This window comes from Streptomyces sp. PA03-5A, from assembly GCF_033792725.1.
Taxonomy (GTDB): Bacteria; Actinomycetota; Actinomycetes; order Streptomycetales; family Streptomycetaceae; genus Actinacidiphila.
Genome location: NZ_JARAVL010000004.1, coordinates 18,360 through 38,724, shown reverse-complemented (window position 1 = coordinate 38,724; position 20,365 = coordinate 18,360). Strand labels below are relative to the sequence as shown.

Below are 20,365 nucleotides of genomic sequence, written 5' to 3'. Positions count from 1 at the left end.
CCGGGCCGCAAAAGCGCGAAGGCGGTGCCTAGGCGACGGCCTCGCTGCTCTCGTCCTCGCCGACGAAGGTGCGCCACAGCTCGGCGTAGCGGCCGTCGGCGGCGAGGAGCTGCTCGTGCGTGCCGTCCTCGACGACCCGGCCGTGGTCGAGGAGGACGACCCGGTCGGCGCGGGCGGCGGTGGTCAGCCGGTGGGCGACGACCAGGGTGGTGCGGCGTACGGCGAGCCGGTCGGCGGCCCGGTTGACCAGGGCCTCGGTGGCCAGGTCCAGGGCGGCCGTCGCCTCGTCGAGCAGCAGGACGTCGGGGTCGACCAGCTCGGCGCGGGCCAGGGCGATCAACTGCCGCTGTCCGGCGGAGAGGTTGCGGCCCCGCTCGGAGACCGCGTGCAGGTAGCCGCCGTCCAGCGTGGCGATCATGTCGTGGGCGCCGACGGCCCGGGCCGCGGCCTCGACCTCGGCGTCGGTGGCGTCCATCCGCCCGTAGGCGATGGCGTCGCGGACCGTCCCCTCGAAGAGGTAGGCCTCCTGCGGGACGACGCCGAGCCGCTGACGGTAGCCGGTCAGGTCGAGCTCGCGGATGTCCTGGCCGTCGACGAGGACCGCACCCGAGGTCGGGTCGTAGAACCGGGCCACCATCTTGACCAGGGTCGACTTGCCCGCGCCCGTCTCGCCGACGAAGGCCACCGTCTGGCCCGCGGGGATCCGCAGGTCGATCCCGGACAGCGCCTCGGCGCCCTCCTCGGTGTAGCGGAAGTGCACGTCGTGGAAGGCGATCTCGCCGCGCAGCCGGCCGACGCCGCGCGGGGACCCGGCGGGCGGGGTGGCGGTCGGCGTGCGCAGCAGCTCGCGGATGCGGCCCAGGGACACCGACGCCTGCTGGTAGCCGTCGAAGACCTGCGAGAGCTGCTGCACGGGCGAGAAGAACAGGTCGATGTAGAGCAGGTAGGCCACCAGGGCGCCTGCGGTGAGCGTGCCCGCGCCGACGCGGTGGGCGCCGACGATCAGCACCAGGGCGGCGGCGACGCTGGACAGCAGCTGCACGAAGGGGAAGTACACCGAGATCAGCCACTGCCCGCGCACACGCGCCCGACGGTAGGCGTCGCTGCGGTCGGCGAAGCGCTCGGCGCCACCGCGCTCGCCCCGGAAGGCCTGCACGACGCGGAGCCCGGCGACGTGCTCCTGCAGGTCGGCGTTGACGACGCTGACCCGTTCCCGGGCCAGCTCGTAGGCCTTCACGGACTTGCGGCGGAAGACCCAGGTGGCGACGAAGAGCACCGGCAGGGTGGCGAAGACGATCAGCGCCAGCTGGACGTCGATCACCAGCAGCGCGACCAGGATGCCGAGGAAGGTGAGCACGCTGACGAGCGCGGTGACCAGTCCGGTCTGCAGGAACGTCGACAGCGCGTCGACGTCGGTCGTCATCCGGGTCATGATGCGGCCGCTCAGCTCGCGCTCGTAGTAGTCGAGCCCGAGCCGGTGCAGGTGGGAGAAGATCTTCACCCGGAGCGTGTAGAGCACGCGCTCGCCGGTACGGCCGGTCAGGCGCGTGGAGCCCCACTGCGCGCCCCACTGCGCGGCGACCACGGCCAGCCCCAGCAGCGAGGCGGCCCAGACGGCGCCGAGCGCGGCCTGCCGCACACCGGAGTCGATGCCGTGCCGGATCAGGACCGGCAGCAGCAGCCCGGCCAGCGCGTCGACGGCGACGAACAGCAGGCTGAGCAGCAGGGGGCCGCGGAAGCCGCGCAGCAGACTGCGCAGGCCGAAGTCCTTCTCGACGGAGGCCGCCTGGTCCTCGTCGACGTCCGGGGTGTCCAGGGCCGGGGGCAGCGCCGCCACCTGCGCGAGCAGCTCGGGGGTGGCGGGCATCCCGGCCATGGCCGAGGCCATGCCGCCCGGGCCGCCGCGCGCGGCGGCCGGGGAGGGCGCCGACTGCGTCCGCCCGGTGTCCTCGTCGCGGTGCCGGCGGTCCTGCGGCCACAGGGCCGCCGTCACGCCGCCCTCCGCGGGCGCCTCGGCGGCGGGACGTGCCGCCGGGGCCGCGATCGCGCCCTCGCCGGGCCACTCGGTCAGCGGCACGACCTCGCCCGCGGGGTCGTGGGTGACGACGTCCGAGCCGAGCTCGTCGGGGTCGGTGAGCAGCCGCCGGTACAGCGCGCAGCGGGCCTCCAGCTCCTCGTGGGTGCCCACGTCGACCAGCCGGCCGGCCTCCAGCACGGCGATCCGGTCGGCGAGGGCGAGGGTGGAGCGCCGGTGGGCGATGAGCAGCGTCGTGCGGCCCGCCATCACCTCGCGCAGCGCGTCGTGGATCTCGGCCTCGACGCGGGCGTCCACGGCGGAGGTCGCGTCGTCCAGGACGAGCAGCCGCGGGTCGGTGAGGATGGCGCGGGCCAGGGCGACGCGCTGGCGCTGGCCGCCGGAGAGGGTCAGTCCCTGCTCGCCGACGACGGTCGCGTACCCCTCGGGCAGGGCGCTGATGAACTCGTCCGCCTGGGCGTGCCGGGTCGCGGTGAGGATCTGCTCGTCGGTGGCGTCGGGGTGGCCGTAGGCGATGTTGGCGCGGACGGTGTCGGAGAACAGGAAGCTGTCCTCCGGGACGAGCCCTATGGCGTCGCGCAGGGAGTCGAAGGTGAGCTCGCGCACGTCGCGGCCGCCGACGCGGACGGCGCCGCCGGTCACGTCGTAGAAGCGGGGCAGCAGCAGCGAGACGGTCGACTTGCCGCTGCCGGAGGCGCCGACGACGGCGACGGTCTCGCCGGGCTCGACGGTCAGCGAGAAGTCGTCCAGCACGGGACGGGTGCGGTCGTAGCCGAAGCTGACGTGGTCGAACTCGACGGTGGCCGGGGCCTCGCGGGGCAGCTGCCCGGCGCCCTCCTCCAGGCTGGGCCGGGTGTCGATGAGCTCGGTGACGCGCTCGACCCCGGCCCTGGCCTGCTGGCCGACGGTGAGCATCATCGTGAGCATGCGCACCGGGCCGGTCAGCTGGGCGAGGTAGGTCGAGAACGCGACGAAGGTGCCCAGGGTGATCTGGCCCTTCACGGCCATCCAGCCGCCGAGCGCCAGCATGCCGACCTGCCCGAGCGAGGGCACCGCCTGGAGCGCGGGACCGTAGCGCGCGTTGAACCTGATGGTGCGCAGCCGTCCGGCGAAGAGGCGCTCGCTGACCGAGCGCAGCTTGGACATCTCCTGCTGCTCCTGGCCGAAGCCCTTCACGACGCGGACGCCGGTCACCGAGCCGTCCACGATCCCGGCGACGGCGGCGGCCTGGCCCTGGGCGTACCAGGTGGCGGGGAAGAGCCGCTTGCGGCTGCGGTCGGCCAGGAACCACAGGGCGGGCGCGACGGCGAGGGCGATCAGGGTCAGCATCGGCGAGAGCACGAACATCACGACGATCGACAGGACGAAGAGCAGGACGTTGCCGATCATCATGGGCGCCATGAAGAGCAGGCCCTGGATGAGCTGCAGGTCACTGGTGGCCCGGCCGACGACCTGGCCGGTGTTGAGCTCGTCCTGGCGCGCGCCGTCCAGCCGGGTGAGCGAGTGGAACATGTCGGTGCGCATGTCGTGCTGCACGTCGAGGGCGAGCCTGCCGCCGTAGAAACGCCGCAGGAAGGTCATCAGGTAGACCACGACCGCGGCGGCGATCAGCACGGCCGCCCAGGGGGCGAGCGGCTTGTCGTGCTTGACGATGACGTCGTCGATGATCAGCTTGGGGACGAGCGGCACGAGGGCCATCACGGCCATGCCGGCGAGCGAGGAACCGAGCGCGAGGCCCACGTTCCCCCGGTAGCGCCAGCAGTACCCCATCAGCCGCCGCAGCCAGCCCTCGGCCCTCACGGCCTCGCCGGCCTTCGCTTCGTCGTCCTTCGCCGCCACCCGGTGTCCTCCCGTCCCGTCCTTTTCGCCGGAGGATCACAACGCCCTGGAGTGCGGATTTCATCCTCCCGCAACAAAACTACGACGAGGGTCCGACAACGCTCGGGCGGAGGCCTCGGGACAAAGTCTGACGAAACGTTTCCCCCTTGGCCGGGACCGGGCGCCGGTTCACCCCAGGTGCGTCGGCGCGAACATCCGCAGCAGCACGGGGAGCACGACCACGCAGGGGCCGGGCGCCGCGAGGGCGTCCGCGAGGTCGTCCCGGAGCCGCTCGGGGCTCGTGCGGACCGCCGGGACGCCGAAGGCGCCGGCGAGTGCGACGAAGTCCGGCCGGGCCAGCTCGGTGCCGGTGGCCTCGCCGAAGGCGTCCGTCATGTACTCGCGCAGGATGCCGTAACCGCCGTCGTCGACGATCAGCCAGGTGACGGGCAGGCCGTACTGCCGGGCCGTGGCGAGCTCGGCGATCGAGTACATCGCGCCGCCGTCGCCCGACACGGCCAGCACCGGCCGGGTGCGGTCCGCGGCGGCAGCGCCCAGCGCGGCGGGGAAGCCGTAGCCGAGACCGCCGGCGCCCTGGGCGGAGTGCATCGGGCCGGGCCAGGCGGACCAGGCCCAGTAGGCGAGGATCGTCATGTCCCAGAAGCTGGGGGCGTCCTCGGGGAGGGCGTCGCGGACGGCGGCGAGGACGCGCTGCTCCAGGCCGAGGTCCTGGCCGTCGAGACGCTCCCGGACCCGCTCCAGCAGTGCCGCCACCGCCTCGGGCGCGCCCGCGTCGCGGCGCTCGTCCACGGCCGCGGCGAGCGCGCCGAGGGCGAGCCGGGCGTCGGCGTGGATGCCGAGCGCCGGGTGGTTGGACTCCAGCTTGCCGAGGTCGGCCTCGACCTGGATCACCCGGCCGCGCGGGCGGAAGGTGTGGTAGTTCGAGGAGAGCTCGCCCAGCCCGGATCCGACGACCAGCACGACGTCGGCCTCCTCCAGGAAGTCCGTGGTGTGCCGGTCCTCCAGCCAGCTCCGCAGCGACAGCGGGTGCTCCCACGGGAAGGCCCCCTTGCCGCCGAAGGTGCAGGCGACCGGGGCGTCGAGCCGCTCGGCGAGGGCGCGCAGCTCGGCCTCGGCCCCCGCGCGCACGACACCGCCGCCGGCCAGCACGACCGGCCGCTCGGCGCGGGACAGCAGCGCCGCCGCCTCGGCGATCAGCTCGGCGCGAGGACGCAGCGGCCGGGGCCCGGCCGCCAGTTCCCCGACCGGCGGCACCGTGACGGGGGCGAGCAGCACGTCCTGCGGGATCTCCACCCAGACCGGCCCGTACGGCGCGGTCAGCGCCGACTCCCAGGCGGCGGCGAGGGCCGAGGGGATCTGGGAGGCGGTGCGGACGGTGTGCACCGACTTGACGATGTCGCGGAACGACGCCTTCTGGTCGGCGAGCTCGTGCAGGTAGCCGTGGCGGCCGCCGCCGAGCCCGGCGACCGGCACCTGGCTGCCGATGGCGACGACCGGCGCCGAGGCGGCGGCCGACTCCTGCAGGGCGGCGAGCGTCATCAGCGCGCCGGGGCCGGTGGAGACCAGCAGCGGCGCGGCGCCGCCCGTGACGCGGGCGTACGCGTCCGCGGCGAAGCCCGCGTTGTTCTCCACGCGCAGGCCCACGTACTCCAGCTTCGAGCGCCGCAGCGCGTCGAAGGCGCCCAGCGCGTGCTGCCCGGGCAGGCCGAAGACCGTCGTCGCGCCGAGCGCCGTCAGGGATTCGACGACCAGGTCGCCGCCGTTGCGCCCGCTCATGCGCGGCCGGCCGCGATCTGCCGGGTCATGATCGTGGTCAGCTCGTACGCGGTGTGGGAAGCCGCGACGCTGGTGATCTCGGCGTGGTCGTAGGCGGGGGCGACCTCGACGACGTCGGCGGAGATCAGGTGGCAGGAGGCCAGGCCCCGCAGGATCTCCAGCAGCTCGCGGGAGGTGATGCCGCCGGCCTCGGGGGTGCCGGTGCCGGGGGCGTGGGCCGGGTCGAGGACGTCGATGTCGATGGAGATGTACAGGGGGCGGTCGCCGATGCGCTCGCGCAGCTGCTGGGCGACCTCGTCGGCGCCGCGCCGGTAGACGTCGGCGGAGGTGACGATGCCGAAGCCCATCTTCTCGTCGTCGGTGAGGTCCTGCTTGCCGTACAGCGGGCCGCGGGTGCCGACGTGGGAGAGCGCGGAGGTGTCGAGGACGCCCTCCTCCACGGCCCGGCGGAACGGGGTGCCGTGGGTGTACTCGGCCCCGAAGTAGGTGTCCCAGGTGTCGAGGTGGGCGTCGAAGTGGAGCAGGGCGACCGGGCCGTGCTTGCGGGCCATGGCGCGCAGCAGGGGCAGTGAGATGGTGTGGTCGCCGCCGAGGGTCATCAGGCGGGCGCCGGTGTCGAGCAGGTCGTCGGCGGCGGCCTGGATCGTCTCGACGGCCTCGTTGATGTTGAACGGGTTGGCGGCGATGTCACCGGCGTCCGCGACCTGGGCGAGGGCGAAGGGCGAGGCGTCCTGCGCCGGGTTGTACGGGCGCAGCAGACGGGAGGCCTCGCGGATCGCGTTGCCGCCGAAGCGGGCGCCGGGGCGGTAGGAGACGCCCGCGTCGAAGGGCACGCCGACCACGGCGACGTCGGTGGTGCCGACCTCGTCGAGGCGCGGGAGCCGCGCGAACGTGGCGGGACCGGCGTACCGCGGGGTGCGGGAGGAGTCGATGGGGCCGCGCGGTTCGGTGCTGCTCATGGGTAACTGCCTTCTTTCGTACGCTTCGTTGCGCTCTGCTCGCTTTGTGACTTTATCCGACCGGAACGGTCCCCTCGGCGGCCGGGACGGGAGTCCGTCCGGCCAGCCGCTCCCGCCAGGCCGCCAGCACGGCGGCATCGGTCGGCTTGGTGGCGAGGCTCACCGCGACGTAGACGACGAGGGAGGCCAGCAGGCCGTAGTAGACCGGCTCGTTGGCCAGGATGCCCTTCCAGACCATCAGGCCCACGACGGCCAGGCCGCCGACGGCCACCGAGGCGAGGGCGCCCGCCGCGGTGCCGCGCCGCCACAGCAGACCGCCGAGGATCGGTACCAGCAGCCCGCCGACGAGCAGGTTGTACGCCACGGTCAGCGCCTCGACGACGTTGTTCAGCGCGATGGCGGTGACGATGACGACCACGCCCATGATCAGGATGAAGACGCGGTTGCCCGAGACCTCGTCGTGCGCGCTCTCTTCGCCGTCCCGCCCGCGGCCGACCACGCCGCGCAGCCGCGACCAGATGTCGTTGTTGGCCACGGTGGCGCAGGCGATCAGCGCGCCGGAGGAGGTGGACATCACCGCGGAGAGCGCGGCGGCCAGCACCAGGCCGCGCACGCCCACCGGCAGCGCGTCCTTGACGATGGTGGCGAAGGCGTCGTCGGCCGCGGCCAGGTTCGGGTACAGCACCTTGGCGGCGGTGCCGATGACGGCGCCGGCGATCGCGTAGACGAGGCAGTAGACACCGGCGACGGTGCCGCCGAGCTTGGCGATCCTGTCGCTGCGGGCGGTGAACACGCGCTGCCAGATGTCCTGGCCGATGAGCATGCCGAAGGTGTAGATCAGCACGTAGGTGAAGATCGTCTGCCCGCCGATGCCCAGGGGCGCGAAGTACTCGCTCGGCAGCTGCGCCTTCATCTCCGCGAAGCCGCCCGCCTTGATCACCGCGATCGGCAGCAGCAGGACCAGCACGCCGAGGGTCTTGACCACGAACTGCACCATGTCGGTGAGCGTGATCGACCACATGCCGCCCAGCGTGGAGTACGCCACCACGACGGCGCCGCCCAGGATGATCGCCAGGGTGCGGTCCATCCCGAACAGGACGTCGAAGATCGTCGCGTAGGCGATCGTCGAGGTCACCGCGAGCATCAGCGTGTACGCCCACATGACGATGCCGGAGATGACGCCGGCCGAGCCGCCGTAGCGCAGGTCGAGCATCTCGGAGACGGTGTAGACCTTCAGGCGGGCGATGCGGGCCGAGAAGAAGACGCTCAGCGCCAGCAGGCCGAGGCCGATGGTGAAGACCATCCAGGCGCCGGACAGGCCGTACTGGTAGCCGAGGCCGACGCCGCCGATGGTGGAGGCGCCGCCGAGGACGATCGCGGCCATGGTGCCGGAGTACATCGACGGGCCCAGCCTGCGGCCGGCGACCAGGAACTCGCTCTTGGACCTGGCGCGGCGCATGCCCCACCAGCCCACGGCGAGCATGCCGGCCAGATAGCCGATGATCACGGCGTAGTCGACGGCCATGAACCCTCCTCCATCGGTCGCGCGGGCGGAGCCGCGGGCTTTCCTTTGCGGCGACGATAGGCGGCCGGGAAGAAGCGCTGAAGTGTACGTTTCATCCATCGCACCCGGTCCGGATGGAGGAAACGCACATGACTCCCCCGCGTCAGGACCTGGCGCCGCCCACGCCGCCGATCCCGCTCGCCACCCTGCTCGCCCTGCCCGACCTCGGGCTGCGCCAGGTCGCGGGACCGTCCGCGGCCGACCGGGACGTCCGCGTCCAGTGGGTGCACACCAGTGAGATGGAGGACCCCTTCCCGTACCTGCTCGGCGGGGAGCTGCTGCTGACCGCGGGGGTGCACTTCGCGTCGGCGGCGGGCGCCGGCGCCTACCTGGACCGCTACGTGGCCCGCACGGTCGAGGCGGGGGCGGCGGCGCTCGGATTCGGTCTCGCCCCGGTGCACGACGAGACCCCGGCGGCGCTGGTCGCCGCCTGCGACCGGCACGCCCTGCCGCTGGTGGAGGTGCCGCCGCGGACCCCCTTCACCGCCGTCGCGCGGGCCGTCTGGCAGGCCATGGGCGAGGCCCGGGTCCGTGAACTGCGGCACGTCACCGAGGCACAGCAGGCCCTCGCCGCGGCCGCCGGGCGCCCGGACCCCGTGCCCTCGGTGCTGCGCAGGCTCGCCGGCCGCCTGGGGGCGTGGGCCGCGCTGATCGCCCCGGACGGTTCCGAGGTGTACGCGGCGGGCACCGCCCCGGACCCGCAGGCGCGTGCGGCGGCGGCACGGCTGGCCGGGGTGGTCCTGCCGGCGACGGACGCGCACGCGCCCTCCTCGGCGACCGACACCCACGGCGGGACGCGCCTGTCGGCGTACGCGCTGGCCGGCGGCCCCCCGAGCGAGCGGCCGGCGCTCGTCCTGGTCACGGGCCGCCCCGATCCGGGCGACCACGCGGTCGCCAACGTCGCCGCGGTCCTGCTCTCCCTGCTCACCGGCCCGCACCTGGGCAGCGCGGAGGCGGGCCGGTCGGCGGCGCTGGTGCGGCTGCTGCTGGGCGCGGAGCCGCAGGAGGTGGCCCCGCTGCTGGGACCGGAGTCCGGCTGGGCCGTCGTGCACGCCCGCAAGCGCGGCGGCCCGGCCGGACCGCTGGCGGCGGCCGCGCTCGGCGCGGCGCTGGGCACCGCGCTGATCGAGCCGGGCGGCACCGTCGTACGCCTGCTCCTGCCGGCCGGCCGCGAGGTGACCGCCCAGCCGGGGTGGACCCTCGGGGTGAGCGGCCCGGTCGCGGTGGCCTCCCTCGTCACCGGGGACGGCCAGGCCGCGGGCGCGCTGCGCCGGGCGGTCGCCACCCGTGCGCCGCTGGTGATCCATCGCGGAGCCGGGCCCGGCATGAGCGGACTGGTCACCCCGGACGACGCCCGGTCCAGGGCGCGGGAGCTGCTGGCGCCGGTGGCGGACTCGCCCGCCCTGGTGGAGACGCTGCGCACCTGGATCGGCCTGCACGGGAGCTGGGACCGTACGGCCGTCGCCCTGGAGGTGCACCGCAACACCGTGCGCCAGCGCATCGGGCGCGCGGCGGCCCTGCTGGAGGCGGACCTGGACGACCCGGACGTACGCATGGAGCTGTGGTTCGCGCTGCGCTGGCTGTGAACCCGTACGCCCCGCCGCGGCGGGCTTTCTGACGTCCCGGCAGGAGGTAACGGACCGGCGTCGATCGGCGGCCCCCCGCACGCACGTCCGACAGCAGGCGACAATGGGGGTCATGCTGCCCCATGTCACCGTGCCGTCCCGCAAGGCCCTCGCCGACCACCTCGTACGCACGCGCATCGCGGGCGACGTCGCCACCCCCCGCGAGAACAACCGCTCTCACTACCGCAGACTCGCCGAGGGCGACCGCCACTACTGGTTCGGCCTGGAGTTCGGCGAGCGCTGGACGGACGAGGAGGCGGTGCTGGCGGTCATGGCCGAGCGCTGCGGGGTCGTGGCCGACCCCGGGTACCTCCTGGGGCAGGACACCATCGACCCCGAGCTGACGATCAGCGCCCTGGACCGGGCCGCCCGGATGCTCTGCAAGGCCGTGGAGGGCGGGCAGCGGGTGCTGTTCGCCACCGGCCACCCCGGCGGCCTGCTGGACGTCCACCGCACCCTGGCCGCGGCCGTGCGGGCCGCCGGCGCCGAGGTCGTCGCGATCCCCGGCGGGCTGTCCACCGACGAGGGCGGCGTCTTCCAGTTCTGCGACGTGGCCATGCTGGAGCGCGGCGCCACGCTGTGGCACACCCACTCCCCCGGCCCGATGGCGGCGGTCCTCGACGCGCTGGCCGCACAGGGCCGGCCGCTGCCCGACCTGGTCGTCGCCGACCACGGCTGGGCGGGGTGCGCCGGACAGCGCGGCATCGACGCGATCGGCTTCGCGGACTGCAACGACCCGGCCCTTTTCCTCGCCGAGGCGGAGGGCACGGTCTCGGTGACCGTCCCGCTGGACGACCACGTCACCGACCCGCGCCACTACGACGCGATGACCGCCTACCTGCTGGACGCGGCGGGCCTGACCGGCTCCGCATGACAGGGGGCCACGCCCCCGAGGGGGCGTGGCCCGCCACTCCCGACGGGCCCCGGGCCGCCGTCCTTCCGGCGACCCGGGGCGCGATGTCGACAGGCCGGGGCCTTCGCCCCCGCCCTTGGTCCGCGACATGAGAACCCCCGTTCCCCGTGAGCCCCCGTTTTCCCCCGTGAGCCCCCGTTTCCCCCGTCGACCGACGGGCGCGGCCGCCCGGACATGCGACCCGGCGGCGTGCTCGTTACGATCGCCGTCGATTCTTCCGGTCCGGCGCCGCCGGTGGATCACCCCCGGGATGGAGTTCGCGGTCCACCCTCGGGTGGAGTGGAAGGCCGTCCGGAGAAAGGCGCGGGATCGTGATACGGGTCGTGATCGTCGACGACGAGACACTGGTCAGGACCGCCCTGCGGCGCATCCTGGAGTCCGCGGGCGACATCGGTGTGGTCGCGGACTGCGACAGCCGCGCGGCACTGGCCGCCGTCCGCGCGCGCAAGCCCGACCTGGTGCTCCTGGACACGGTGATGCCGGAACCCGACGGGCTGACCGTGCTGCGGGCCGTACGGGCGCTGCCCGATCCGCCGGCCGTCGCGATGCTCACCGGATTCGACACCAGCGCCCACATCACCGCCGCCATGCGCGCGGGCGCGACCGGCTTCCTGCTCAAGGACACGGCGGTCGCCACCCTCATCGACGCCGTCCGCGTGCTCGCCTCCGGCGGGACGGTCTTCACGCCCACAGTCAGCCGCGCCGTGGTCGACGGCTACCTGGGCACGGCCGACGCCCAGGAGGCCGACCCCGCCGGGGCGCCCCTGGACCGGCTGACCGGACGGGAGCGGGAGGTGCTGCTGCTGGTCGCCGGGGGCCTGTCGAACCTGGAGATCGCCGAGCGGCTGCACATCACCGTCGCCACGGTGAAGGACCACGTCCGCGCCCTGCTGCGCAAGCTCGACGCGCCGAACCGGGTGTCGCTGGCGATCCTGGCGCACCGGGCCGGGCTCTCGCCGGGGAGCGCCGCGTGAGGCTCCCCCGGGCCGTCGCCGACGGGTGCCTGGTCGCCGTCGCGGCGACCGAGGCCTGGGCGACCCGCTCCCTGGGCGGTCCCCTCGCGCTGTCGGCGGCGTACCTGGCCGCCGGCGCCCTCGCGCTGCGCCGCCGGCTGCCGCTGACGGTGCTGCTGGCGACGCTGCCCGCCCTGTCGCTGGGCTATGTGTGGCTGGCCCCCATGGCCGCGCTGTACACGATCGCCGCCGACGGCGGCGCCCTGACCGTGGCCCGCGCCCGGCGGCTGCTGCGGCGGGGGCCGCAGCCGCTCCCCGGCCGGAGGCGGATCCCGCCGCCCATGGTGGTGACGCTGGGCAGCGCGGCAGCCGTCGCCTTTGTGTCGTTCTTCCCCTGGCCGTGGATCGGGGAGGTCGACTGGGCCCCCGCCGCGACCGTGCTCGCGGTGCTGCTGTCGGCACTGCTGGCCGTGGCCCCGACGGCGCTGGGGCTGCTCGCCGCGTCACGCCGGGAGCTCGCGGCGCGGCTCGCCGAGCTGGCGGAGAGCCGGGAGCGGGAACGGCGGCTGGCCGCGGAACGGGCGGTGGTGCGGGAGCGCACCCGGCTCGCGCGGGAGATGCACGACACCGTGGCCCACCACATCAGCCTGATCGCCGTGCAGTCGGGCGCGCTGGAGGCGACCGCCCGGGGCGAGGAGGCGCGGGTCGCGGCCGGTACGGTGCGGCAGCTCAGCCGCGACGCCCTGGACGAACTGCGGCATATGGTGGGGCTGTTGCGGATGCCGGTGGCGGTGGGCGGCGAGGACGCCGGCCCGGGCCTCGCGGATCTGCCCACCCTCCTCGCCGCGGCCGGGCCGCAGGTGTACGGCGATCTGACCGCCCTGGGCCGGCCCGGGTGCCCGCCGCCGGTGCAGCACGCGGCGTACCGCACCGTGCAGGAGGCCCTGACCAACGTGCGCAAGCACGCTCCCGGCGCGCGCACCGAGGTGACCGTACGGCTCGCCGCCGACGCGCTGCACGTCGCGGTGCGCAACGCGCCGTGCGGCGGGGGCGCGCCCGGCCCGGCGCTGCCGTCCGGCGGCCACGGCCTCACCGGGCTGCGCGAGCGCGCCGCCCAGCTGGGCGGCACCCTGGACGCGGGTCCGGAGCCGGACGGCGGCTTCCTGGTGCGGGCGACACTGCCGCTGGCCGCGGACCGGTGACCCGGTGACCCGGCGGCTCAGTCCCGCGGTACGCGGACCACACCCTCCTGGATGACGGAGACGGCGAGCCGCCCGTCCTGGGTGTAGATGCGCGCGGTGCCGAGCCCGCGCCCGCCGGAGGCCGACGGGCTCTGCTGGTCGTACAGCAGCCACTCGTCGGCGCGGAACGGCCGGTGGAACCACATGGCGTGGTCCAGGCTGGCGCCCACCACGTCGCCGACCGCCCAGCCGCCGCGCCCGTGGGCGAGCAGCACGGAGTCCAGCAGCGTCATGTCCGACACATAGGTGGCGAGGCAGACGTGGAGCAGCGGGTCGTCGGCGAGCTTCCCGTTGGTGCGGAACCACACCTGGGAGCGGGGCTCACGCGGCCCGGCCCCGGCGGCGAGGAAGGGCGGGGCGTCGACGTAGCGCAGGTCGACGGCGGCGCGGGCCTCCAGGAGGCGGTCCACGACCGAGGGGTCGGGGAACCGGTCCCTGTGCGGCCGCAGCAGCTCCTCGCCGGTAGGCAGGCTCTCCGGGTCGGGCGCCGGCGGCATCGGCTCCTGGTGCTCCAGCCCGTCCTCGTACGTCTGGAAGGACGCGGACAGGTGGAAGATCGGCTGCCCGTGCTGCACCGCGACCACCCGGCGGGTGGTGAAGGAGCGGCCGTCGCGGATGCGGTCGACCTGGTAGACGATCGGCGCGCCCGGGTCGCCCATGCGCAGGAAGTAGGCGTGCAGGGAGTGGGCGTCGCGTCCTTCCGGGACCGTGCGCCCCGCCGCGACCAGCGCCTGTGCGGCGACCTGGCCCCCGAAGACGCGGGGGACGACGGCGGGGCGGCTGGCGCCGCGGAAGATGTCCTGCTCGATCCGCTCGAGGTCGAGGAGATCGAGCAGGGACTGCAGTGCGTGGTTGGTCACGTGTGTCTCTCGGGGTCGGCGGACCGTCCGGTCACAGCCCCATCGACTTGGCGATGATCGACTTCATGACCTCGCTGGTGCCGCCGTAGATGCGGTGCACGCGGTTGTCCGCGTACAGGCGGGCGATCGGGTACTCCAGCATGTAGCCGTAGCCACCGTGCAGCTGGAGGCAGCGGTCGATGACCTTGGCCGCGGTCTCGGTGCAGAAGAGCTTGGCGCGCGCGGCGTCGGCGGCGGTGAAGTCACCGAGCTCGTGGGCCTCCAGGGCGCGGTCGACGACGGCCTGCATGGCGTCGACGTCGGAGGCGCACTCGGCGAGCACGAACTTGGTGTTCTGGAACTCGGCGACGCTCTTGCCGAAGACCTTGCGGTCGCGCACGTACTGGGCCGCGAAGCGGACGGCGGCGTCGGCCTGGGCGTAGGAACCGAAGGCGATCGCCAGGCGCTCGACCGGCAGGTTGTGGGCGAGGTAGGAGAAGGCCTTGCCCTCCTCGCCGAGCAGGTCCTCGACGGGGACCTTGACGTCGGTGAAGGACAGCTCCGCGGTGTCGGAGGTGCGCAGGCCGATCTTCTCCAGCTTGCGGCCGACGGCGTAGCCCTCGCTCGTGGTGTCGACCGCGAGGATCGACAGACCGCGGCGGCGGTCCTCCGGGGTGGCCGGCGAGGTGCGGCAGACCACCAGCACGCGGTCGGCGACCACGCCGCCGGTGATGAAGGTCTTGGCGCCGTTGAGGACGTAGTGGCTGCCGTCCTCGGAGAGCTTCGCGGTGGTGGTCATGCCGGCCAGGTCGGAGCCGGTGCCGGGCTCGGTCATGGCGATGGCGGTCATCATGTCGCCGCTGATGAAGTCGGGCAGCCAGCGCTTCTTCTGCTCCTCGTTGGCGAACTCCAGGAGGTACGGGAGCACCAGGCCGGTGTGCACGCCGCTGCTGCCGAAGCTGACGCCGGCGCGGGCGCACTCCTCGGTCACCACGGCGCTGAACTTCCAGCCCGTGATGCCGGCGCCGCCGTACTCCTCGGGCACCTCGATGCCGAAGATGCCCAGCTCGCCCAGGCGCCGGTAGAAGTCGCGGGGCGGGTACCCCGCCTCCTCCCACTCGGGGTAGACGGGCACGACCTCGTTGGCGATGAAGTCCCGGATCGTCTCCCGGAAGGCCTCGTGGTCCTCGTTGAATACCGTGCGACGCACTTGGCGCCTCCTCTGCACACTGGGCGATAAGCAAGCGCTCAGTAAGTTACTTCCCGGTTGTGCGCGCTGTCCAGAGCGGCGAAGGCGCCCAGGGCCAGCCGGTGCAGCAGCACGGCGGTCGCCGCGCGGCCGGGCAGCCCCCCGTGCGGGCCGAGGTGCGGGGTGGAGTTGAGCAGGCCGAAGACGGCGTGCACGGCCGCGCGGACCTCGGGCTCGGCCGCCCCCGGGTGGACCTCGCGGACGACCGTGACCCACTGCTCGACGTACTGGCGCTGCAGCTGGCGCACGAGCTTGCGGTCGGAGTCCCGGAGCCGGTCCAGTTCACGGTCGTGGAGGGTGATCAGCGCCCTGTCGTCCAGGGCGAAGTCGATGTGCCCGCGGACCAGGGCGTCCAGCGCGGCGGCCGCGCCGTCGGCCTCGGCCACCCGCATGCGGCCCGCGGAGTGCAGCCGGCCGCTGATCCCGACGAGCAGCTCGGCGAGCATCGCGTCCTTGCCCGCGAAGTGCCGGTACAGCCCGGGGCCGCTGATGCCGACGGCCGCCCCTATCTCGTCCACGCCGACCCCGTGGAACCCGCGCTCGGCGAAGAGCCGCGCGGCCTCCCTCAGGATCTGGTCGCGCCTGCCGCTGGCCGCCTTGGCCGCCGTCCTCGTGGGCTCCACACCGCACCTTTCCGCGAGGCGTCCGGTCTGCGGATGCCCCCCGCGATCTCATCGTCCTACCATTCTAGACAGCCGTGTTAACGACCGCTAACGTGGTCGACAACACGTTAACGACCGCTAACTCCTCCGGGGGCCCGTGACATGGAAGCACCCGTCCTCGCCAGCGCCGCGGATCCGGCGAGCGAGGCCTACCGCGCCAACGAGAAGGCGCACGCCGAGCTGTCCGCGCGGCTGCGCGAGAAGCTCGCCGCCGCCGCGCTCGGCGGCGGCGAGAAGGCCCGCGCCCGGCACACCGCGCGCGGCAAGCTGCTCCCCCGCGACCGCGTGGACGGGCTGCTCGACCCCGGATCGCCCTTCCTGGAGCTCGCCCCGCTGGCCGCCGACGGCATGTACGACGGCCAGGCCCCGGCCGCCGGCGTCGTCGCCGGGATCGGCCGGGTCTCCGGCCGCGAGGTCGTGATCGTCGCCAACGACGCCACCGTCAAGGGCGGCACGTACTACCCGATGACGGTCAAGAAGCACCTGCGCGCCCAGGAGATCGCCCTGGACAACCGGCTGCCGTGCGTCTACCTGGTCGACTCCGGCGGCGCCTTCCTGCCGAAGCAGGACGAGGTCTTCCCCGACCGCGACCACTTCGGGCGGATCTTCTTCAACCAGGCCACCCTGTCCGCGCACGGCATCCCGCAGGTGGCCGCCGTCCTCGGCTCGTGCACGGCGGGCGGCGCCTACGTCCCCGCGATGAGCGACGAGGCGGTGATCGTCCGCGGCCAGGGCACGATCTTCCTGGGCGGCCCGCCGCTGGTGAAGGCCGCCACCGGCGAGGTGGTCACGGCCGAGGAGCTCGGCGGCGGCGAGGTGCACTCCCGCACCTCCGGCGTCACCGACCACCTGGCCGAGGACGACGCCCACGCGCTGCGCATCGTGCGGAACATCGTGGCGACCCTGCCCGCCCGCGGCGCACTGCCGTGGACGGTCGGACCCGTCGAGGAGCCCGCCGTCGACCCGGCCGGGCTCTACGGCGCGGTCCCGGTCGACTCGCGCACCCCCTACGACGTCCGCGAGGTCATCGCCCGCCTCGTCGACGGCAGCCGCTTCGCGGAGTTCAAGGCCGAGTACGGCACGACGCTGGTCACCGGCTTCGCCCGGATCCACGGCCACCCGGTCGGGATCGTCGCCAACAACGGCATCCTGTTCTCCGAATCGGCCCAGAAGGGCGCGCACTTCATCGAGCTGTGCGACCAGCGCGGCATCCCGCTGCTCTTCCTGCAGAACATCTCGGGCTTCATGGTGGGCCGTCAGTACGAGGCGGGCGGCATCGCCAAGCACGGCGCCAAGATGGTCACCGCGGTGGCCACGACCCGGGTGCCCAAGCTGACCGTGGTCATCGGCGGCTCCTACGGCGCGGGCAACTACTCGATGTGCGGCCGCGCCTATTCGCCGCGCTTCCTGTGGATGTGGCCCAACGCCAAGATCTCCGTCATGGGCGGCGAGCAGGCCGCCTCGGTGCTGGCCACCGTCAAGCGCGACCAGATCGAGGCGGCCGGCGATACCTGGGCGGCGGAGGACGAGGAGGGCTTCAAGGCCCCCATCCGCGCCCAGTACGAGGAGCAGGGCAACGCCTACTACGCGACGGCCCGGCTGTGGGACGACGGGGTCATCGACCCCCTGCAGACCCGCCAGGTGCTGGGACTGGCCCTGACCGCGTGCGCCAACGCGCCGATTCCGCAACGCGATCCGCAGGCGCCGGGCTTCGGCGTCTTCCGGATGTAGGGGGAGCACTCAGATGTCAGCGATGTTCGACACCGTCCTGGTGGCCAACCGCGGCGAGATCGCGGTCCGCGTCATCCGCACCCTGCGGCGGCTCGGGATCCGTTCGGTCGCCGTCTTCAGCGACGCCGACGCCGGGGCCCGCCATGTGCGCGAGGCCGACACCGCCGTGCGCATCGGCCCGGCGGCGGCATCCGAGAGCTACCTGTCGATCGAGCGGCTGCTGGAGGCGGCCGCCCGCACCGGCGCCCAGGCCATCCACCCCGGCTACGGGTTCCTGGCCGAGAACGCCGCCTTCGCCCGTGCCTGCGCGGAGGCGGGGCTCGCCTTCATCGGGCCACCCGCCCGGGCCATCGAGCTCATGGGCGACAAGATCCGCGCCAAGGAGACCGTCCGCGAGGCCGGGGTCCCGGTGGTGCCGGGCAGCAGCGGCAGCGGGCTCACCGACGAGCAGCTGACGGCCGCCGCCCTGGAGATCGGCACCCCCGTGCTGCTCAAGCCCTCCGCGGGCGGCGGCGGCAAGGGCATGCGCCTGGTGCGCGACACGGCCCTGCTCCCCGAGGAGATCGCGGCCGCCCGCCGCGAGGCGCGCGGCTCCTTCGGGGACGACACCCTGCTGGTGGAACGGTGGATCGACCGTCCCCGGCACATCGAGATCCAGGTGCTGGCCGACGGCCACGGCAACGTGGTGCACCTCGGCGAGCGCGAGTGCTCCCTGCAGCGCCGCCACCAGAAGGTGATCGAGGAGGCCCCCTCGGTCCTGCTGGACGAGGCGACCCGGGCCGCCATGGGCGCCGCCGCCGTGCAGGCCGCGCTGTCCTGCGGCTACGTCGGCGCGGGCACCGTGGAGTTCATCGTCCCGGGCGCCGACCCGTCCGCCTACTGCTTCATGGAGATGAACACCCGCCTCCAGGTCGAGCACCCCGTCACGGAACTGGTGACCGGGCTGGACCTGGTGGAGTGGCAGCTGCGGATCGCCGCGGGCGAGCGGCTGTCCTTCGGACAGGACGGGGTCGCCCTGACCGGGCACGCCGTCGAGGCCCGGATCTGCGCCGAGGTGCCCTCCCGCAACTTCCTGCCGTCGGCGGGCACCGTGCTGGCGCTGGACGAGCCCGTCGGCGAGGGCGTGCGCGTCGACTCCGGGCTCAGTGCGGGCAGCGAGATCGGCACGTCCTACGACCCGATGCTCGCCAAGGTCATCGCGTACGGCCCCGACCGCCCGACGGCGCTGCGCCGGCTGCGGGCCGCCCTCGCCGGGACGACCGTGCTGGGCCTGGAGACCAACACCGGCTTCCTGCGCCGCCTCCTGGCCCATCCCGACGTCGTCTCCGGCGAGATGGACACCGGCCTGATCGACCGGGAGCTGGCGGGCCTGGTGCCCTCCGAGGTGCCCGTCGAGGTGTACGCGGCGGCCGCGCTGCTGCGCCACGCGGCCCTGGAACCGGCGGCGGCCGGCGGAGCCTGGCGGGACCCCTTCTCCGTGCCGAGCGGCTGGCGGCTCGGCGGGGAGCCCGCCTGGACCGACCACTGGCTGCGGGTACCCGGGGGCGAGGCCGTGCGGGTCCGCGTCCGCGGCAGGGCTCCCGAGGCCGAGGTGCGGATCGATGAGGCCCCCGCGGTGCGTGCCCGGCTGCTGCCCGGCTCCGGACAGCGGATCACCGTCGAGTGGGACGGCGTCACGCACGCCTTCGGCCACGCCGGCGACTGGCTGGGCAGGGACGGCGACGGCTGGCGCCTGCAGCCGTACGACCCGGTCGAGGCCGCGCTGCGCGGCGCGGCGGGCGCGGGCGGGGTGGACACCCTGGCCGCGCCCATGCCGGGCACGGTGACCGTGGTCAAGGTCGCCAAGGGCGACGAGGTCACCGCGGGCCAGAGCCTGCTCGTGGTGGAGGCGATGAAGATGGAGCACGTCATCACCGCCCCGCACGACGGCACCGTCACCGAGATCGACGTGACCCCGGGCAGCACCGTCGCCATGGACCAGGTGCTCGCGGTCGTCGCCCCGCACCAGCAGGAGGCCGGGTGATGGCCGTCGAGCGAACTCCCGGGCTGCCCATGTCCGTGCCCCTGGACGGACTCCCGCGGCGGGTGCGCATCCACGAGGTCGCCGCACGCGACGGGCTGCAGAACGAGAAGGCCACGGTGCCCACCGAGGTCAAGGCGGAGTTCGTGCACCGCTTGGCCGACGCCGGGCTGACCACCATCGAGGCGACCAGCTTCGTGCACCCCAAGTGGGTGCCCCAGCTCGCCGACGCCGAGCAGCTGATGCCGCTGCTGGACGACCTGGGCGACGGGATCCGGCTGCCCGTGCTGGTGCCCAACCAGCGCGGGCTGGAGCGGGCCCTGGCCCTGGGGGTGCGCGAGGTCGCCGTCTTCGGCAGCGCGACCGAGTCCTTCGCGAAGGCCAACCTCAACCGCACGGTCGACGAGTCGCTGGAGATGTTCGCTCCCGTCGTCGCCGCCGCCAAGGAGGCGGGGGCGAGGGTGCGCGGCTACCTGTCGATGTGCTTCGGCGACCCGTGGGAGGGCCCCGTGCCCGTGCCTCAGGTGGCCGCGGTGGCCCGCCGGCTCTACGACCTGGGCTGCGACGAGCTGAGCCTCGGCGACACCATCGGCGTCGCCACCCCCGGCCACGTCGTGGCGCTGCTCGACACCCTGGCCGGCCTGGACGTGCCCGTCGAGCGGCTCGCCGTCCACTTCCACGACACCTACGGCCAGGCACTGTCCAACACCCTGGCCGCCCTCCGGCACGGCGTGGGCGTCGTCGACGCCTCCGCCGGCGGCCTCGGCGGCTGCCCGTACGCCAAGAGCGCCACCGGGAACCTCGCCACCGAAGACCTGGTCTGGATGCTCGACGGCCTCGGCGTCGAGACCGGGGTCGACCTCAGCCGCCTCACCGCCACCAGCGTGTGGATGGCGGAGCAATTGGGCCGACCGAGCCCGTCCCGTACCGTCCGCGCCCTCTCCCACCAGGAGTGACCA

General features: G+C 74.0%; 14 protein-coding genes. 7 read left to right on the top strand and 7 right to left on the bottom strand.

Annotated elements, in window-relative coordinates; genetic code table 11:
- Window positions 1–28 precede the first annotated feature (28 nt).
- The 4 genes from PV410_RS06100 to PV410_RS06085 all read right to left on the bottom strand — a co-directional run bounded on the left by PV410_RS06100 (window position 29) and on the right by PV410_RS06085 (window position 8,134).
- Entirely contained in the window at window positions 29–3,805 is a 3,777-nt protein-coding gene (locus tag PV410_RS06100) for an ABC transporter ATP-binding protein (RefSeq protein ID WP_500323049.1), read from the bottom strand.
- Between the two features lie 237 nt (window positions 3,806–4,042).
- Complete coding sequence (locus PV410_RS06095; RefSeq protein ID WP_500322806.1) at window positions 4,043–5,650, bottom strand: thiamine pyrophosphate-binding protein; 1,608 nt, start codon at window positions 5,648–5,650, stop codon at window positions 4,043–4,045.
- Window positions 5,647–6,609: an agmatinase gene (gene speB, locus PV410_RS06090; protein ID WP_499511985.1), complete on the bottom strand. Its 963-nt coding sequence runs from the start codon at window positions 6,607–6,609 to the stop codon at window positions 5,647–5,649. Before speB ends, PV410_RS06095 begins: the two co-directional genes overlap by 4 nt.
- Window positions 6,610–6,661: 52 nt before the next feature.
- Entirely contained in the window at window positions 6,662–8,134 is a 1,473-nt protein-coding gene (locus PV410_RS06085) for a sodium:solute symporter family protein (protein WP_500322804.1), read from the bottom strand.
- Between the two features lie 128 nt (window positions 8,135–8,262).
- On the opposite strand from PV410_RS06085, the gene PV410_RS06080 reads away from it, so the two are divergent.
- From PV410_RS06080 to PV410_RS06065, 4 genes are all read left to right on the top strand, one after another.
- Window positions 8,263–9,759: a PucR family transcriptional regulator gene (locus PV410_RS06080; RefSeq protein ID WP_500322802.1), complete on the top strand. Its 1,497-nt coding sequence runs from the start codon at window positions 8,263–8,265 to the stop codon at window positions 9,757–9,759.
- A gap of 103 nt (window positions 9,760–9,862) precedes the next feature.
- Complete coding sequence (locus PV410_RS06075) at window positions 9,863–10,672, top strand: phosphatase (RefSeq protein ID WP_500322800.1); 810 nt, start codon at window positions 9,863–9,865, stop codon at window positions 10,670–10,672.
- Between the two features lie 362 nt (window positions 10,673–11,034).
- A complete protein-coding gene (locus PV410_RS06070) occupies window positions 11,035–11,685 on the top strand; it encodes a response regulator (protein WP_500322799.1) in 651 nt (216 codons plus the stop codon).
- The gene (locus PV410_RS06065; RefSeq protein ID WP_500322798.1) at window positions 11,682–12,866 is read left to right on the top strand and encodes a sensor histidine kinase; all 1,185 of its coding nucleotides are present in this window, start codon (window positions 11,682–11,684) and stop codon (window positions 12,864–12,866) included. The genes PV410_RS06070 and PV410_RS06065 overlap by 4 nt, the downstream gene beginning before the upstream one ends.
- Window positions 12,867–12,883: 17 nt before the next feature.
- On the opposite strand, the gene PV410_RS06060 is transcribed toward PV410_RS06065, so the two are convergent.
- Genes PV410_RS06060 through PV410_RS06050 form a run of 3 tightly spaced genes read right to left on the bottom strand, consistent with a single transcriptional unit; the run spans window position 12,884 to window position 15,616 of the window.
- A complete protein-coding gene (locus PV410_RS06060) occupies window positions 12,884–13,765 on the bottom strand; it encodes an acyl-CoA thioesterase (RefSeq protein WP_499511991.1) in 882 nt (293 codons plus the stop codon).
- 31 nt (window positions 13,766–13,796) lie between these two features.
- Entirely contained in the window at window positions 13,797–14,954 is a 1,158-nt protein-coding gene (locus PV410_RS06055; RefSeq protein ID WP_500322797.1) for an acyl-CoA dehydrogenase family protein, read from the bottom strand.
- A 38-nt stretch (window positions 14,955–14,992) separates the two neighbouring features.
- On the bottom strand, window positions 14,993–15,616 hold the full coding sequence (locus tag PV410_RS06050; protein ID WP_499511993.1) for a TetR/AcrR family transcriptional regulator: 624 nt from the start codon (window positions 15,614–15,616) through the stop codon (window positions 14,993–14,995).
- A gap of 141 nt (window positions 15,617–15,757) precedes the next feature.
- Between PV410_RS06050 and PV410_RS06045 the strand changes: the two genes are divergently transcribed.
- From PV410_RS06045 to PV410_RS06035, 3 genes are read left to right on the top strand one after another with little or no spacing between them, the layout of a single operon-like run.
- A complete protein-coding gene (locus PV410_RS06045; RefSeq protein WP_500322795.1) occupies window positions 15,758–17,386 on the top strand; it encodes a carboxyl transferase domain-containing protein in 1,629 nt (542 codons plus the stop codon).
- A 22-nt stretch (window positions 17,387–17,408) separates the two neighbouring features.
- Entirely contained in the window at window positions 17,409–19,409 is a 2,001-nt protein-coding gene (locus PV410_RS06040) for an acetyl/propionyl/methylcrotonyl-CoA carboxylase subunit alpha (protein WP_500323048.1), read from the top strand.
- A complete protein-coding gene (locus PV410_RS06035) occupies window positions 19,409–20,362 on the top strand; it encodes a hydroxymethylglutaryl-CoA lyase (protein WP_500322793.1) in 954 nt (317 codons plus the stop codon). The genes PV410_RS06040 and PV410_RS06035 overlap by 1 nt, the downstream gene beginning before the upstream one ends.
- Window positions 20,363–20,365 lie beyond the last annotated feature (3 nt).